We start from the raw sequence: 17,014 nt of genomic DNA on the forward strand, positions 1-17,014 counted from the left end.
TCGACGAGATTCCGGACGCAACAGCCGTCGCGATCCATTCCCGGCTGGGCCTTCGCATCCTCGAGTTTAGGAGCGAGCCACACCGTCCGATTCACGAATCAAAACCCAAAATACCCGAGAATACCGCCACGTCGGGGAGGCGGGTTCGTCTGGGACTGGTTCCGCAGATCCTGCCCTCGTCCGATCAACTCCTCTTGGGAGGGGATGACGGTGGGCTGCAGCTGATATGTATAATCTCGCTCGTCTCGAAACGTGTACGGTACCATGTTTTCCGTGAAGAACTCGGTGAGGTAGTTGTCCCACCACGGTGCCTTGATCGGCTGGATGATGGTCTGGGTCTCGTGTCCGTCGAGCATGAGCGTCACCTCGCGGTCGCCGTAGAAGGTGAAGCTCTTCGAAACGGGGGTCGGCCCGACTTCCTCGCCGTTGACGATGGCCAAGGCGCCCGGCGGGTTCGACCGGATCGTATATCGCCGTTCGACGCAGCCGGAAAGGCCGACGAGACTGACGAAAGTCAGCGCCAGAGCCAATCGGCGTCCCGGTTCGCGAAGCCTGACCATCCTGGGGCCTCCCCTATCACGGTCGAACACAGCCCGAGAGTGACCTCTCGACGCCGCGGCGATCGCGTCTGCCAGCGGGCGATTGCCCGCACTGCTCCGTGATTTCCGGGTTGTCTCCGGGGCGGAAGGCCGGAAAGAATCGGACCCGCTCCCGTCTCCGAGGTGATTGGCCGCGGATTCTAGCGAGTCGGGTCCAGGTGGGCAAGGCCGCTTGGCGCACCGAAGGCCGGGTGCGAAGATGTCTCCCTTCGTTCGAGGCCGGAGACCGACGCCCTCGCGTCGTTTCCGGCCAGGATCCAACACCGACGAACCACCACTCATGAACATCCAGTCGATCCTCCGGCCCCTTTCCGCCCTCGAGACCCCTTGGCTCGTCGTGGGCGTCTTCGACGACGGCCTCGAACCCCCGGCCTCGACGAAAGAATTGCCCCTGGGTGAGCGGGTGGGTCGACTGCTCTCGGTGAAGGAGATCTCCGGCGGGCTCGGCGAGACGACCGTGCTGCACGGCCCATTGAGCCCGGCCGAGGAAGGGGTGCTGGTCGTCGGGCTCGGACCTCGACGAAGCTTTGGCCCCGGAGCCGCGTTCTTGGCAGGGGTGGCCGCGGCCAAACGGCTCGCTTCGAAGCCGAGGGGGACCGTCGCGGTGGTCTTGCCCGATGAAGGTGAGACGGGAGACATCGCCTCCGCCCTGGTCGAGGGGCTCGTCGTCGGGACCCGAGGGCCGGGTCTGCGAAAATCCGAGCCCAACCGACATCCCTTCGAGACGCTCCAGGTCGTCGCCACGACTGACGCGGTCCCCGAGCAGGAGCTCGCTTCGGCCGTTGAGCGAGGGAGGGTCGTCGGCGAGGCCGTGAATCTGGCCAGAGACTTGATCAATACCCCGCCTTCGGAGAAGGCCCCCAAGGTCCTCGCCGAGCGAGCTCGCGAAGTCGCGACCGCCGCGGGCCTTGCGGTCACGGTCTGGGACGAGTCGAAGATCCGCGAGGAGCGCTTCGGCGGCCTGCTCGGCGTCGCGGCCGGCTCTGATGAGCCCCCAGCCTTCGTGCTCCTGGAGCATCGCCAGGGGGGCGATCGGCCCACCCTCGCTTTGGTCGGAAAAGGGGTCACCTTCGATTCGGGCGGCCTCTCGATCAAGCCGAGCGCGTCGATGGAGGACATGAAGTGCGACATGAGTGGCGCGGCCGTCGTGCTCGCCACGCTCCAGGCGGTCGCCCGTCTCAAGCTCCCCGTCAACCTCGTCGGCGCGATGGTCATGACCGAAAACATGACCGGCGGCCGCGCCATGAAGCTCGGCGACGTGCTTACGATGCGGAATGGCAAGACGGTCGAGGTCCTGAACACCGACGCGGAGGGGCGGCTGATCCTGGCCGATGCCCTCAGCTACGTCGCCGAGTCGAAACCCGCGCGGATCCTCGACCTCGCAACCTTGACCGGGGCCTGCATGGTCGCCCTCGGGACCAAGGTCGCCGGTCTCTTCAGCAATGACGACTCGTTCGCCGAAGCGGTCTCGGACGCGAGCCAACACACCGGCGAGCGCGTCTGGCGGCTCCCGCTCGACGACGATTACAAGGAGGCGCTCAAGAGCCAGGTGGCCGACCTCAAGAACGTGGGGGGCCGCTGGGGGGGAGCGGTTACCGCCGCCAAGTTCCTCGAGGCCTTCGTCGACGAGACCCCTTGGGTCCACCTCGACATCGCCGGGCCGAGTTGGGCCGACTCCGACGGTCCCGCTCGAGACTCGGGAGGAACCGGGTGCTTCGTGCGCACACTGGTCCGTCTCGTCGAGTCCTCTTGAGGCGACTCGCGTTGGTCGCTCGGATCGGGTCCAGGGAAGACGATTCGTCAGGAAGGTCTGCGGGGCACGACTCAGCCGGCGTGAGAGAGGCGGATTGCTAGGAGGCACTCGATCCGTCGGCTGTTAATGTCGAGGGCCTCGAGGATCTCGAAGACCTCTTCCATCGCCAACTCGTTATCGATGGCCCAGTTGAGGATGTCGAGATTCTCCCTGCCGGCCTTGAGCTGGCGGAGGATCTCGTCGATCAAGGGCGAGTCCTGGAACGCTCTCTGGAGCAGGCCGAAATCGTCGTGGTCGAGCTCGATCCAGAAGTTTCGGCCCTGGAGATGCTCGAGCCAACGATCGCGGAGAAAACCATTCCAGTGCTCGCGAATCCAGCATCGGATCGCCCACTCCCCGAGGTCGCGCCCGGCCTTTTCGCTCTCGATCCACTTGTGTCGCAAGGCTTCGAGGGCCCCGCTGTCGTGGACACTGAGCCGAACGCTGGGCCGGGGAGGGGCAGGAACGGGGGGACTACATCGAGACATCGAGACCTCCGCATGGATCGCAGTCTCGCCGAACGCCAACCAGGCCCTTGGATCCAAAGAGAAATCAATGGTCGAGGTCGAGCCGGACCGAGCTGAATACGAACAGGCCCACCCGCCATTGTTTTCGGTTCACGACCCTCGGCAATTTAACGTACCTGAGTCTTCACAGTCACCAGGAGGGATTTCTCCATGACTGTAATGGAAAATCGGGAATCCCGCAAGCCGGACCGTCGTGTCGTGTCGATCCAAAACGACATCCGAGCCTCGTGCTGGATTCCACAATCTCGTCACCAGCAAGTCTTTGGATCAAACTTGTGCTGGAACGATTTTATAGACCATTTTCCCCAGATTTCCCGACCCGCCTATTCGGAAAAACCAAACATACAGATTTCCAATGGCTTTAAAAGAAAGGGGATGTTGGAGAGAGTGTAGAATCGAGGGGGTTAGGCGTCGGCGTTGCCGAACCAGGCGAGCGATCGACCGATCATCGTGGCAGTCCCCGAGGCGCCGACCGCGAGCGGACCGAGGGGTCCTTCGACGACGGCTCGCCAACGGACTCGACCGGCGAGGTCGGTGCAAATGAGGTGGATCCCCTGCCTTGAGATCCGCCACGCATCGCCCTGGGGGCTGGCGCCGAAGACGTCGTTGGCGGAGTCGGAACTGCGGCCCTGGGCCCGAAGGTGACCCGCACCGTCGAAGGCGAGGGCCCGCCCGTCGGGTGCCGAGGTCAGGGCGATCGAGCCAAGTCGCACGAGTTGCCAACCCTCCCAGGGGATCGGCGCCTCCCAGACAACCCGGCCTCTCCGGTCGTGACCGCGCAGGACCTGGGCCCGTCGAGCCAGGGTGATCCATGTCACGTTCGACGGCGAACCGTCCGGCGCCTCCACCAGGCAAAGGGGATCGCCGGCCGCGCTCACCGGGATCTCAGTCGGAGTGCCCGCGGGGTCGAAGATCCGGAGCTTCCCGTCGTTGGTGCTGACCGCGGAGTATCCGTCGGGACCGATGGCGAGTTCTTCGACGGGGGAGGGGAGCGCCTGCTTCCAGACCCAACGTCCGGCGAGCGTCGCCCGGCCGACCCGGTCGCGTTCCTGCACGATTGCGAGACCGAACGTATCGGGACGGGCGGCGAGGTGCGTGACCTCGACCAGGCTCAGGTCGACGCGCTGGGCGGTGTTCCGCCTCGCGTCGAAAAGGACAATGGCCCGGTCGGTCGCGGCCGTGATCCAGCCGGGAGACGTCCGCAAGATCCGGCCCATCCCGAGGATATCGGGCGCCTGGCCAAGGTTCTGGCCATCGGCGGTGAACACCTGGAGGTGGTTCGAGTTGCTGAACAGGCCGACTCGAGGGGGGTCGTCGAGGACGGTCAAGACCGCGGTCTCCGCGCGTTCGTCGGTCGACGACACCACGGCCGTCCAATCGGGGGCCCGGACCGAGGCAGTCCCTCGGATCGCGACCGGCTGCGACGGGGCAGGGCGCGTCGACTCGGGCCGCTCGGACGGGTAGAGGTCGAGGCGGACGATCTCGCCGGTTGCATGCCCGTAGATCAGATAACGGCCGAGGGGGTCGGTCTCGAGGAACTGGACGGGACGGTTCAGGGCGGTCTTCCAACGGATGTTGCCGGCAGGCCCGAGGACCGCGAGTTCTCCCTCGACCGTCGAGACGGCGAACAAACGCCCGGCGAAGTCGGGGACGGCGTGGGCCGCGGTCCCGCCAAGATGGTAGGCCCCTTCGTTCTGGCCTCGGATGTCGAAGCGCTGGACGCCATGCGTGAAGCAACTGGCCAGGATCATTCCCCCGTCGCCGGTCGTGGCCAGCCGTCCGACGTTGGAGAGGACCGACTCTTGCCAGACGACTTCGGCGTCGAGCTTGCCGGAATCCCCGGGGCTCAGTTCGATGCCCACGAGCATCCCGTAGGTCGCCGCGGCCACGAGGAACGGTCGGTCGGGGACGAAGGCGATATGCGCGAGCGCCTGCATCGTCTCGAAGCGGCCAGCCTGCCGGCCCTGGCGGGTGAAGAGCTGCGTCAAGCTCAGGCGAGATCCGACCGCGACGTAACGGCCGTGGGGATCGATCGCGAGCGTCGACGACTCGGGAGGCGCCTGGCGGTCCGAGATCGATTCGAGGTCGGCACCGAACAGCCAGAGGCGGTTGCCCTCGCCGAGCAATGCGATGAGCGAGCCGTCATCGCTGATCGCCCCCGCGGAGATACGTCCCGGGGCGATCCCCGTCGATCGATGCTGGCCGAGGAGGTCGATCAAGTAGAGTTGATCTCGTTCGTCCCACGCCAGGATCGTCCCGGCCTCACGCGCCAACGCCAAGCCTTTGAGCGGGGCGTCGGTCAAGACGGTCCAGGCCGGCTCGGGTTCGAGACGGGACGGTTGTCGACCCGTGGATGAGGCCATCATCGGTCCTTCGCGCGGGTTCGTTCGAGGGTTCAACGACGTGACGTCGGGCCGCCGTCGACACATCGACACGGCGTCCGTCGCGGTCGATCGAGACGCTCGGGTTTCGGTTCCCGAACGCTCTCAAGGTCGTGTGTGGTGCGGCCATTCGAAACGCAAAGAGAGTTGACGGTCGGCCAGGCCCACCGTCAACCCCTTCGTCGGATCCTCATCATCGAGACGCGTTCAGACTCTTGCGGACATGAAGGATCGCCTGCTCGAGCACGGGGTCGTGCTCGGGATCGCCGAAGGCGAGGTCGGCGGCAGTCTCATCACGCTCGTCGCCGGCCTTGGTCTCGGCGGGCTTGGCATCGACCCGGATCGCGATGTGGGGCTCGACCCCTTGCTCGCTGTAAGGACGGTCGTTCGGCGAGTAGAACTTGGCCGTCGTGAGCTTCAAGCCCGCGGGTGCCGAACGGAGGGAGAAGATGCTCTGGACCGACCCTTTGCCGTAACTCCGCTGCCCCATGACGACAGCCCGATTGTGGTCCTTGAGGGCTCCGGCGAGGATTTCGCTGGCACTCGCGCTATCGCGGTCGATCAGTACGGTCATGGGCATGGTCCAAAGGGCCTTCGACCGGGCCCGATAGATCTGGGTCTGCCCGGCCGCGCGCCCTCGAGTGGAGACGATAACCCCGCGATCGATGAACTTCTCGGCGATGTCCACGGCCACATTCAGCAAGCCGCCCGGGTTACCTCGGAGGTCGAGGACCAGGGACTTCATCCCTTGACGCTTGAGCGAGGCGACCGCCTTGTCGAGTTCCTCGGCCGAGTTCTTCTGGAACCCGGTGAGCTGGATGTAACCGATTCCCCCCGCTTGGTCGACGATCTTCGCCTGAGCGACGCTCTCGACTTCGACGTGGCGTCGGATGATCTTGAAACCCTGCGAGCTCCCATCGGAGTGGAGCACGGTGAGGTCGATCGCGGTCCCTTCTGACCCCTGGAGCCGCCCCGCCGCCTCGTCGAGGCTGAGCCCCCGGACGGGCTGACCGGCCACCTTGATGATCTGATCACCGACCTTCAGACCGGCTTCCCAGGCCGGTCCGCGCCGGATCACACCGACGAGACGGAGACCCTCCGTATCGAGCTTCAGCTCAATGCCGAGACCGACGAAGTTGCCGTCGATCATCGCGTAGAGATCCTCGAGCTTGTCGGGCGTCAGGTAGCTTGTGTAGTCGTCGAGCACGTCGCACGCGCCGTAGGTGAACTCGAGGATCACCGGGGCGGGTCCCATCCGGAGCGTCTGGGCAGCCTGTCCGCAGACCGCGAGCACGAGCCACTGGGCGGCCGCCCGGTCGGGCACCTTTAGCCCGTCTCGACGGGCGCGGAGCATGTTGCGAAGCTTGGAAACTTCTTCAGGCGACGCGGCCAAGGCGTTCAACCGGAGGAACTCGGGGTCACGCAGGGCGACTTCGAGGTTATCCAGGCCCCGACGGAGCAACGGTTCGAACGGCACCGGGTCGACGTAATGCGACTCGATCCGTTCGAGCAGCTCGTCGTAAAGCCCGAGCGCCTTGTCCTGGGGAAGCCGGAGCAGGACGTTGCGGAAGCTCTGGTCCTGGTAACGGCGAACCAGTCGGTAGTGGATCTCGCACAACCGACGTCTATGACTGAACTCGACGTGGCTCGGCCACTGATCGAGGGCTTCTTCATAGGTCCGGATCGCCGCCTGCCAGTTCCGCTTCCGCTCGAGGTCGAGCGCCCGCTGGAAGATCACTTCCGGGGTGCTGGCCGGCTCGACTGTTGCGGTCGGGGGGGCCGTGACAGGAGGCTGGAGTGGGGGGTCGGCCAGGGCCCACGAGGACAGGCCCGGCAATGCCAAGGCGATGGAGAGTAGCCATGCTGCTCGGCTCAAGACCAGGGATCGCATCGCCTTCGATCCTCCCACTGCGGAGCGCAACGAGTGGGATCGCGTACGGCTTTCGACAGGACGAAGCTGGCTCGAGCCATCGGCCATGTGTCCTCATCGCGACATGGGGACATGTCACGAGTTGACCTCGCCAATTCGTTCGAGAGTTCAGACCGTTATCGAGGCCGCTGCAATCCGACCGCACACCGCTCCATGGTTGCTATTCGATGGAGTTGCTCAAGTAAGGCGGGCGCGACGGGGGGAAAGGAATGGGCGGGGGAACCCTCGGGCCTCTCCTCGTCGGTCCGGAAAGGGGGTGTCCGAACTCCGTCGGGCCCCCGTTCGATTCCAATTATAACACACGAGGTGGCCCGGCAAGGCTGCCCCATACGCTTTGAAAATTCTCCCCAAAGTTTGAAGCGAATTTCGACGAAAGCCTCCGACCTGGGCCGCAATCGGCCATTTTTTCCACGCCGATCGGGAGACCGAGCGACACGACACCTGGACCGACGCGCCGGATTGCTTCGCACTCGACACGCGTGCTAGTCTCTTGGAGCCCCTTCGGACCTCGAAGACCGAGGTCCGTTACATTGCGAACAGGTACTCTTTTGAACATGGGACGTCCCCGAGCGATCGCAACCTCCTGCGCGGCGACCGTCGTGGTCGCGAGCCTCATCGCCGGCTGCGAACGAGGCAACACTTATGTACCGCCGCCTCCACCCGAGGTGACCGTCAGCGTCCCGTTGCGGAAGTCGGTGACCAACTACCTCCAGTACACGGGCACGACCAAGGCCGTGGAGACCGTCGACCTCCGCGCCCGGGTCAAAGGCTTCCTCAAAGAGAAGCACTTCCAGGCCGGTGCGGACGTCAAGGCGGGCCAGTTGCTCTTCGTGATCGAGGAGGAACCCTTCCAGGCGACGCTCGAGGAGGCGAAGGCGAATCGGGCGGCGGCCGATTCGAAGCTGAAGACGGCCGAGCAGTCGAAGCGCCGCGAGGTCGCGACCGCGAAGCTCGCTTACGACCAGGCCCTTTACCTCCTCGCCAAGGTCGAGGAGACTCGCCAGCGGAACCTCTTTTCTCGCAATGCGTCGTCCCGCGAAGATCTCGACAAGGCCCAGGCCGAACTCAAGAAGGACGCCGCCCAAGTCGAGTCGGATCGGGCCGACCTCGAACAGGCCCAGGCCGACTACGAGACAAACATCCTCTCGGCCAAGGCGAACGTCGAGGCCACCAAGGCCGAGGTCCGCAACGCCGAGATCGACCTCAGCTATTGCCGCGTCTTCGCCCCCATCGACGGGAGGATCAGCCGCAACCTCGTCGACGTCGGCAACCTCGTCGGAGACGGGCAGGCGACGGTGGTGGCGACGATCCTCAAAGAAGACCCGATCTACGCCTACATGAGCGTCAGCGAGGCCGACCTCCTCCGTTTTCGGGAGCAGGTCCGGCAGGGGACCCGAGTCGACTACCGCACAGGCAATGTTCCGCTCGACCTCGGGCTCGCGAACGAGGAGGGCTTTCCCCACAAGGGACGGGTCGAGTACACCGACCCTGGCGTCGACCCCGGCAGCGGCACGGTCACGGCCCGAGGCCTCTTCCCGAACGTCGACCACCAGATCATCTCCGGCCTCTTCGTCCGGATTCGCGTCGCGCTCGAGGAACGGAAGGACGCGTTGCTCGTCCCCGAACGAGCCCTCGGCGCCGACCAAGTGGGGACGTTCGTCCTCGTCGTCGACAAGAACAACGTGGTGGAGCGACGCCCCGTCAAGGTCGGGGCCGCGGTCGACGGGATGCGTGTGGTCGAGGAAAACTTGAAAGCCGACGACCTCATCGTCGTGAACGGCCTCCAACGTGCGAGGCCCGACGCGAAGGTCAACCCGCGCCGGGTCGACCCGGGGACGACGACATCCGCCGACCTCAAGCCGTCGTCGACTCCTCTGTCCTCGTCCAATGCGGCGGCCGCCTCGCCCGCGATCAAGTCCACCGAAGGGGCAACGACGACCCCGACCACGACCACGACCTCGCCGTCGATGAAGACCTCACATCCCTGATCTCGACCGAGCGCCCACCGATGTTTTCCCGCTTCTTCATCGAGCGGCCGATCTTCGCCAACGTGATCGCCTTCGTGACGGTCCTCGTCGGAGTCGTCACGCTGTTCGTCCTGCCGATCGAACAGTATCCGCAGATCACGCCGCCGACCGTGCAAGTCTCGACGACGTACCCCGGCGCCGACGCCCAGGTCCTCTCCGACACCGTCGCCTCGCCCATCGAGCAGGAAGTCAACGGGGTCGAGGGGATGCTCTACATGTCCTCCACCTGCGCGAGCAACGGGTCGTACAACCTGACCGTCACCTTCGAGGTGGGAACGAACCTCGACATGGCGCAGGTCCTCGTGCAGAACCGCGTCGCAATCGCCGAGCCGAGGCTCCCGGAGGACGTCCAGCGCCAGGGGATCACGACCAAGAAGAAGTCGACGAGCATCATCATGGTCGTCGCCCTTACCTCGGCCGACGCCCAGCACGACGGACTCTTCCTGAGCAACTTCGCGACCTTGCGGGTCAAGGACGTGTTGAGCCGAATCAAAGGTGTCGGCGACATCAACGTCTTCGGCAGTAGCACTTACGGCATGCGGGTCTGGCTCGACCCCGACAAGCTCCGCGCCCGCAACTTGACGACCCTGGACGTACTCAATTCGATCCGAGAGCAGAACGTCCAGGTCGCCGCGGGCCAGATCGGCCAGCCCCCGACGCCGAGCGATCAGAACTTCCAGCTCACCGTCACCACGCTGGGGAGACTCGCGGACCCCGAGAAGTTCGGCGACATCATCATCAAGTCCGACCGCACCGGCGACCAGGCCATCTCGGCCCGGCAGACCCGGATCCGGGACGTGGCCCGCGTCGAGCTCGGCGGCCAGACCTACGACCAGTGGTGCGACGTCGGCGGCAAGACGGCCGCGGGGATCGCCGTCTATCAACTCCCGGGCGCGAACGCGCTCGACGTGGCCAAAAAAGTCCGGGCCGCGATGGAGAACCTCAAGAAGTCGTTCCCCAAAGGACTTGAATACTCGATCCCCTTCAATACCACGGTCTTCGTCGAAGAGTCGATTTCGGAGGTCTACAAGACCCTGTTCGAGGCCGGCGTCCTCGTCTTGATCGTGATCCTGCTCTTTCTCCAGGACTGGCGGGCGACCCTCGTCCCCGCCACGACCGTCCCCGTCACCATCATCGGCGCCTTCGCGGCGATGGCGATGCTCGGGTTCAGCGTCAACATGCTGACGTTGTTCGGTCTCGTGCTGGCGATCGGCATCGTCGTCGACGACGCCATCGTCATCGTCGAGAACGCCGCCCACCACATCGACCACGACGGCCTCCCCCCGAAAGAGGCGACGATCAAGGCGATGAGCGAGGTGATCGGACCGGTCATCGGGATCACCCTCGTCCTGATGTCGGTCTTCCTCCCCACGGCGTTCCTCGGCGGGATCACCGGCCAGCTCTATCGCCAGTTCGCCCTCACGATCGCCGCCACGGCCGCCATCAGTGCGATCAATGCCGTGACGCTCAAGCCCGCCCAGTGCGCCACCTATCTCCGGCCGTCCCCCGAACGCCGCAACGCCTTCTTCCGAGGGTTCAACGCGGTTTACGACCGATTCGAGGGGGCCTATGCTTCGATCGTCGGGACTCTCGTCCGCCTCAAGTTCCTCATGATGGTCGCCTTCATGGGACTCGTGGCGCTGACCGGCTGGTGGTTTACGCAGCTCCCCACCGGCTTCCTACCGACCGAGGATCAAGGGTACGCCATCGTGGGCGTACAACTCCCCGACGCGGCCTCGCAGTCCAGGACTCGAGTGGTGGTCGACCGGATCGAGTCGATCCTGAAGAAGACCCCGGGGGTGTCGACCTGGGTCCAGATCGGCGGCAACTCGATCCTCGACGCGACCGTGGCCTCCAACGCGGCCACGTTCTATGTCGTCTGGAAACCCTGGGAGGAACGCACCGGAGCCGGCGAGGATCAGGCCTCGATCCTCGCAAGACTTCGCAAGGACTTCTCCGCCATCCAGGATGCGATCATCTTCGCCTTCGCACCCCCGGCCATCCAGGGGCTCGGCGTCGCCGGCGGCTTCCAGCTCCAGCTCGAAGATCGCGGCGGAGTCGGGCTCTCCGAGCTGCAAGAAGTCACCGACGAGATGATCGCCGACGGCAACTCGCAGACCGGACTTCGGGCATTGAACACGACGTTCCGCGCCCGGGTCCCCCAGCTTTATGCCGACATCGACCGGGTCAAGGCGAAGAACCTCGATATCCCCCTCGAAGTCGTCTTCGGGGCGCTGCAATCCGCGCTCGGGTCGAGCTACGTCAACGACTTCAACAAGTACGGCCGCACGTATCAGGTTCGCGTCCAGGCCGACGAGAGGTTTCGGATGAAACCCGAGGACATCGGAAGGCTCGAAGTGCGGAACCTGAAAGGGATGATGATCCCGTTGAGCACGATCGTCGACGTCAAAGACGCCCTCGGCCCGCAGATCATCACCCGGTACAACCTCTATCCCTCCTCAACGATCAACGGCGAGGCCGCCCCCGGGTTCAGCTCGGGTCAAGCGCTGAAGCTCATGGAGCAGATGGCCGAGAGCAAACTGAGCACGGCCATGGATTACGAGTGGACGGCGATGTCGTACCAGGAAAAGCAGGTCGGCTCGCAGGCGATCTACGTCTTCGCCCTCGCGATCCTCCTCGTTTACCTGGTCCTCGCGGGCCAGTACGAGAGCTGGATCCTCCCGATCGCGGTCATCCTGGTCGTCCCCCTGGCGCTCCTCGGGACGGTGGCCGCGGTCTCGATCCGGGGGATGGACAATAACATCTACACACAAATCGGTATCGTGCTCATCATCGCCCTGGCGAGCAAGAACGCGATCCTGATCGTCGAGTTCGCCCGCGACCTCCGGGCGCAAGGGCTCGGGATTGCCGAGGCGGCGGTCCGTTCGGCCCGCCTGCGATTCCGCCCGATCTTGATGACGTCTTTCGCGTTCATCCTGGGCATCGTCCCCCTCGTCAACGCCGAAGGGGCGGGCGCCGCCAGCCGGCGAGCCCTGGGAACCGCCGTCTTCGGCGGGATGCTCGCGGCGACGTTCCTCGCGATCTTCTTCGTCCCGATCTTCTTCGTCATCGTCCAGGGCTTTATCGAGCGAGGCCGGCCCTCACCGCCGTTCGCGTCCGACTCGGCCACGGATCTTGACGGGATGGTTGCCGAGTCGTGACCCTGGACTTGGCCCTACCAAAGTTCCTCGGCACGCTTTCGCTCAGGATCTCGGTGCGTGCTGGACGTGCCTCGGGAGATGGATGGTGAATCGAGTGCCGGCGCCGACGCGGCTGGTGACGTTGACCTGGCCGCCGATCGACTGGACGAGGTGCTTGACGATCGAGAGGCCAAGGCCCGTCCCCCCGAGCTCCCGGCTCCTCGCCTTGTCCACTCGGTAGAACCGTTCGAAGACTCGAGGGAGGTCGTCGCGAGGGATTCCGATCCCGGTATCCGCCACTTCGATCGTCACGTCGTCGGCGAGCTGACAGATCACGCTGACCTTGCCCCCTTCGGGGGTGTACTTGATCGCGTTGTCGATGAGGTTGTCCAGGATCTGCCGGATCGCTTCTTCGTCCGCGAGGACCAGGGTCTGATCGTTGAGCTGGCCGAGGTCCAGGGTGAGGGATAGCCCCTTGGCGTCGGCCCGGTCTCGGTGCGAGCCGACGCACGAACCGACCAGTGGGGCAAGCGCAAGCGGGCCATGGTCGAAGAGTTCTTGCCCAGACTCGAGTCGGGCCAGGCTCAGGAGGTCGAGGATGAGTTGGTTAAGCCGCTCGGCCTGCTCCTCGATCCGATTCAGGTAGCGAACGTTGACGGTCTCGTCGGTCAGGGCCCAATCGAGGAGGGTTTCGGTATAGGCCTTGATCGAGGCAAGCGGCGTCTTGAGCTCGTGAGAGACGTTCGCGACGAAGTCCTGCCGCATCCGTTCGAGCCGCCTCAGCTCGGTCACGTCGTGGAAGACGATCACGGCACCCGGCGGCGGGCCGGGCAGGGGGGTGCCGTACACCGCCAGGACGCTCGGGTGCAATCGGAGCAGCGGCTCGCGACTCGCCAGGGCGATCTCACCTTGATAGGGGCCTGGCGACGCGAGCGTCGCCTCGACCGCCTCCTGGACCTGGGGGCTGCGGATCAACTCGGGGATGAGCCGGCCGACGGATGCGGCGTCGAAACCGAAGAGGCGGTTGGCACTCGCGTTGGCGAAGAGGAGCCGTCGACGAGCGTCGATCGCGATGACCCCTTCGGCCATCCCGCTGAGCACGGCGCGGAGCTGCTGACGATCCTGCTCCAGGAGCGAGATCCGTGCCTGAAGGCGAGGGGCCAGCTCGTCGAACCGCCTTGCGAGTCTCCCGACGGGCCCGAACGTCCGCGAAAGGATCGGCCGGGGAGGCCTCCCGTCCGCCAGAGCGACGAATCCGCGCTCGATTTCCGAGAGTGTCTTCATGCGCCGGGAGAGGATGATGGCCGAGACGGCCAGGACGACTCCGAGGCCTACCCAGTTCAAGAGCATTCCACCTCCTCGAAGCCTTTCGGATCCGGTTTCCGGCCAACAGTATGGGTAGGGTGTCCGCGGCGGTCAAGAAAAGCACCCGACATGCCAATCGGGATCCTCGAGCAAATTCCTGCGGGCGCCTTCGGGACGATTCCAGCTCGTCTCGATCTGCGCCCATCATCTTTGTTACGTTGCTGGGGTCTTCCCGCACGACGCGCCCCGCCTAGGGGCGGCCGATCGTCGGGAGCCCTGTCGGTTCGCCGCGCGAGATCGAGAGCAATATGGCACTGTTGAGTCTTCGGGAAGTCAGCCTGGCCTTCGGGGGACCGCGACTGCTGGATCGGGTCGATTTCCAGATCGAGCGAGGCGAACGGGTCAGCCTCCTCGGCCGAAACGGCGAGGGAAAAAGCACGCTACTCCGCGTCTTACAAGGGGAAATCCGTCCCGACGAAGGGGAAGTCCTTCGCCAGCAAGGGTTGCGGATCACGCAACTGCCGCAGGTCATCCCCCCCGGCCGGGGAGGCACCGCCTATGATGAGGTCGCGGCAGGCCTGACCGACCTCGGAGCCTCCGGAGGGCACGACCATCGCGTCGATGCGATCCTCTCGAGGATGGGCCTCGACCCGGACGCGATCTTTGCCTCACTCTCGTCGGGGATGAAGCGTCGCGTGCTACTCGCCAAGGCCCTGGTCGGAGAGCCTGACATCCTCCTGCTCGACGAGCCGACCAACCACCTCGATATCGACTCGATCCGTTGGCTCGAGGATTTCCTGGTCCGGGCCGGAGTCACCCTCATCTTCGTGACCCACGACCGAGTCTTCCTCGGAAAGCTCGCCACGCGCATCCTCGAGCTCGATCGCGGGAGGCTCTACGACTGGGCCTGCGACTACCCGACCTTCTTGAAGCGTCGCGAAGAACTACTCGCCGCCGAGACCCGTCAGCAGTCGCTCTTCGACAAGAAGCTCGCCCAGGAGGAAGTCTGGATCCGCAAGGGGATCGAAGCCCGGCGCACCCGAAACGAAGGCCGCGTGCGCGCCCTCAAGGCGATGCGCGAAGCTCGCCAGAAGCGTCGGGAGCGAGTCGGCACCGCGAAGATCCAGGTGCAGGAGGCCGAGAAGTCCGGAAGTCTCGTGCTCGCCGCCAAGGATGTCATGTTCCGGTACGGCGATCGCGTCGTCATCAACGAGCTCACGACCACGATCACCCGAGGCGACAAGATCGGTATCATCGGCCCTAACGGGTCGGGCAAAACGACCCTCCTCCGGCTCCTGCTGGAGGGACTCGAGCCGACCGAAGGGACGGTCAAGCAGGGTACCAACCTCGAGATCGCCTACTTCGACCAGCTCAAAGCCATACTCGACGACGAACAGACGGTCCAGGAATCCGTCGCTGACGGCTACGACACGATCAACATCAACGGGCAATCACGTCACGTCCTCGGCTACCTTCAGGACTTCCTCTTCCCTCCCGAGCGCTCGCGATGCCTCGTCAGGGTTCTCTCGGGGGGCGAACGGAGTCGGCTCCTCCTGGCCAAGCTCTTCACCAAGCCCTCCAACGTCCTCGTCCTCGACGAGCCGACGAACGACCTCGACGTCGAGACCCTCGAGTTGTTGGAGAGTCTCCTGGTCGACTACCAGGGGACCGTCCTCCTCGTCAGCCACGACCGGGCGTTCCTCAACGACGTCGTGACCAGCACCCTGGCCATCGAGGCCGACGGGCGGGTCAAGGAATATGACGGTGGGTACGACGACTACCTCCGCCAACGCCCCACCAAGACTGCTGACTCCGGACCTAACTCTGCGCAAACTCCGACCAAAGAGGCAAACGCTCCCAAAGAACGGGCTCGCCGTCTTTCCTATAAAGAGCAGAAGGAGCTCGAAGTCCTCCCAGCCCGCATCGAGACCCTCGAGTCCTCTCGGCGCGAACTGCACGATGCCATGGCCGATCCGGCCTACTACCGCCGAGACGCCGCCGAGATCGCCAAGGATAGCACTCGCCTCCAGGAACTCGAGGCCGAACTGGGCCTCGCCTATGAACGCTGGGAGGAGTTGGAAGGTCTTGCCACTTAGAGCGAATCACATTCGGTTTGCATCCACCCGATGGCTCCCACGGAATGACTCGAGAAGGCCGAAGCGCCAGCGAGTGAATCTCTTCGCGAAAAATCAGGGTCGATTCGCTCGCGGACGCTTCGGCCTGATATCAAAGAGATCCCACGTCGCCAGCCTGACCTTCGCCTTGGCTCGCGAGGAAGCTTCGCACTGTGGCAACGAACTCAGGCATCCGGGCCTCGATGTCCAACCTGGATCGGATCTCTGAGAAGTCAGACTTGGCAATGACTCGGAGCTCGTCTGTGTCTTCAAGCCACAGTTCTGCGACCAGCTCCCGATAATACTTGTGCCATGAGAGGGTCAAGAGACTGTCCGATCGGCTGTAGTCGAGGAAATATACGGGTCCAACTGGCTTGCTTCTGTGGACGAAGGCGTAACGCGCCAGGAGGATTTCGGGTTCGATATCCGAGCGAAGTTTCGCGAGGAGTCGCTTGGGATCCTTGTAATGGTTTGGATCCCCGCCCATGATAAGCGACTCGTCTCGGCGGGCCCGCTCTCGTTGTCGGCAGGGGCGGCACAACCTGGCCGTCGAGAAGACGTCGCCCTTGGCAACCTCGTACCACCACTTCTGCTGCATCGCCGACCAGATCTGGGATGATCCGCACGACTTGCAAACAAACGGCTTGTCGACGTAGGAGCCACTTTCCACGAAATCGGGCCGATCATAGCGATTGTGTGGGGTGAGCGCCTCCACGTCGACCTTGACGCCTTTGACCAAGGCCTCATCCCTGTCTCGCTGCGCCCTCGCCTCTCTCATCTCGATTCGTTCTCGGTGACGCCGCTTCCCGCTCATCGTAACCTCGCGTTCAACGCGATCGTCCAAGGGCCCAATCCTGACGTAACTCCCGCCTCGACTTTCGCGTCCGATGATTCAGCATACCGCAACGTCGCCTCGAGTGGCTGCCGGCGCATGAAGTCGTGAACGCAAAATCTACCTCGAACGAGGATTTGGTGAAGCCATCGAGCGATGATAAAACGCTCGATTCAACTAACTTTGCACAAGCGATCCCTCCGAGGGATGAAGGCTCACATATCTCCCGGTCCGGATGCATGCATGTCGGGATATTGAGCATTGCAGACGTTGGTCGAACAAGCTACAAGCCTACTGCCATGGATCATCCACAGGCTTTGACAATCCACAACATTTGGATTCCACTGAGTTTAAGGAAACGCCTCGC

The 17,014-nt window shown here is 64.3% G+C and carries 10 protein-coding genes; 4 read left to right on the forward strand and 6 right to left on the reverse strand.

Going from position 1 to position 17,014, the window contains the following annotated elements; genetic code table 11:
- Nucleotides 1–98 precede the first annotated feature (98 nt).
- Nucleotides 99–560, reverse strand: coding sequence for a PEGA domain-containing protein (locus ACYOEI_RS20315; protein WP_462851388.1), 462 nt, complete (start codon nucleotides 558–560; stop codon nucleotides 99–101).
- A gap of 319 nt (nucleotides 561–879) precedes the next feature.
- Between ACYOEI_RS20315 and ACYOEI_RS20320 the strand changes: the two genes are divergently transcribed.
- The gene (locus tag ACYOEI_RS20320; RefSeq protein WP_462851389.1) at nucleotides 880–2,352 is read left to right on the forward strand and encodes a leucyl aminopeptidase; all 1,473 of its coding nucleotides are present in this window, start codon (nucleotides 880–882) and stop codon (nucleotides 2,350–2,352) included.
- Between the two features lie 71 nt (nucleotides 2,353–2,423).
- Here the strand turns inward: ACYOEI_RS20320 and ACYOEI_RS20325 are convergent, their stop codons facing one another.
- The 3 genes from ACYOEI_RS20325 to ACYOEI_RS20335 form a co-directional block, all read right to left on the reverse strand.
- A complete protein-coding gene (locus ACYOEI_RS20325) occupies nucleotides 2,424–2,879 on the reverse strand; it encodes a hypothetical protein (protein WP_462851390.1) in 456 nt (151 codons plus the stop codon).
- 443 nt (nucleotides 2,880–3,322) lie between these two features.
- Nucleotides 3,323–5,284, reverse strand: coding sequence for a WD40 repeat domain-containing protein (locus ACYOEI_RS20330; protein ID WP_462851391.1), 1,962 nt, complete (start codon nucleotides 5,282–5,284; stop codon nucleotides 3,323–3,325).
- Between the two features lie 208 nt (nucleotides 5,285–5,492).
- Nucleotides 5,493–7,190, reverse strand: a complete 1,698-nt coding sequence (locus tag ACYOEI_RS20335) for a S41 family peptidase (RefSeq protein WP_462851392.1) — start codon at nucleotides 7,188–7,190, stop codon at nucleotides 5,493–5,495.
- Between the two features lie 593 nt (nucleotides 7,191–7,783).
- Here ACYOEI_RS20335 and ACYOEI_RS20340 point away from each other — a divergent pair.
- Nucleotides 7,784–9,217, forward strand: coding sequence for an efflux RND transporter periplasmic adaptor subunit (locus ACYOEI_RS20340; RefSeq protein WP_462851393.1), 1,434 nt, complete (start codon nucleotides 7,784–7,786; stop codon nucleotides 9,215–9,217).
- Nucleotides 9,218–9,237: 20 nt separating this feature from the next.
- On the forward strand, nucleotides 9,238–12,417 hold the full coding sequence (locus ACYOEI_RS20345) for an efflux RND transporter permease subunit (RefSeq protein WP_462851394.1): 3,180 nt from the start codon (nucleotides 9,238–9,240) through the stop codon (nucleotides 12,415–12,417).
- Nucleotides 12,418–12,459: 42 nt separating this feature from the next.
- Here the strand turns inward: ACYOEI_RS20345 and ACYOEI_RS20350 are convergent, their stop codons facing one another.
- Nucleotides 12,460–13,746 (reverse strand): sensor histidine kinase, encoded by a 1,287-nt coding sequence (locus ACYOEI_RS20350; RefSeq protein ID WP_462851395.1) that lies wholly within the window; start codon nucleotides 13,744–13,746, stop codon nucleotides 12,460–12,462.
- Nucleotides 13,747–14,009: 263 nt separating this feature from the next.
- Between ACYOEI_RS20350 and ACYOEI_RS20355 the strand changes: the two genes are divergently transcribed.
- On the forward strand, nucleotides 14,010–15,797 hold the full coding sequence (locus tag ACYOEI_RS20355; RefSeq protein ID WP_462851396.1) for an ATP-binding cassette domain-containing protein: 1,788 nt from the start codon (nucleotides 14,010–14,012) through the stop codon (nucleotides 15,795–15,797).
- A 130-nt stretch (nucleotides 15,798–15,927) separates the two neighbouring features.
- Here the strand turns inward: ACYOEI_RS20355 and ACYOEI_RS20360 are convergent, their stop codons facing one another.
- Entirely contained in the window at nucleotides 15,928–16,659 is a 732-nt protein-coding gene (locus tag ACYOEI_RS20360; protein WP_462851397.1) for a zinc-ribbon domain-containing protein, read from the reverse strand.
- Between the last annotated feature and the right edge of the window lie 355 nt (nucleotides 16,660–17,014).

It is taken from the genome of Singulisphaera rosea (assembly GCF_054877945.1).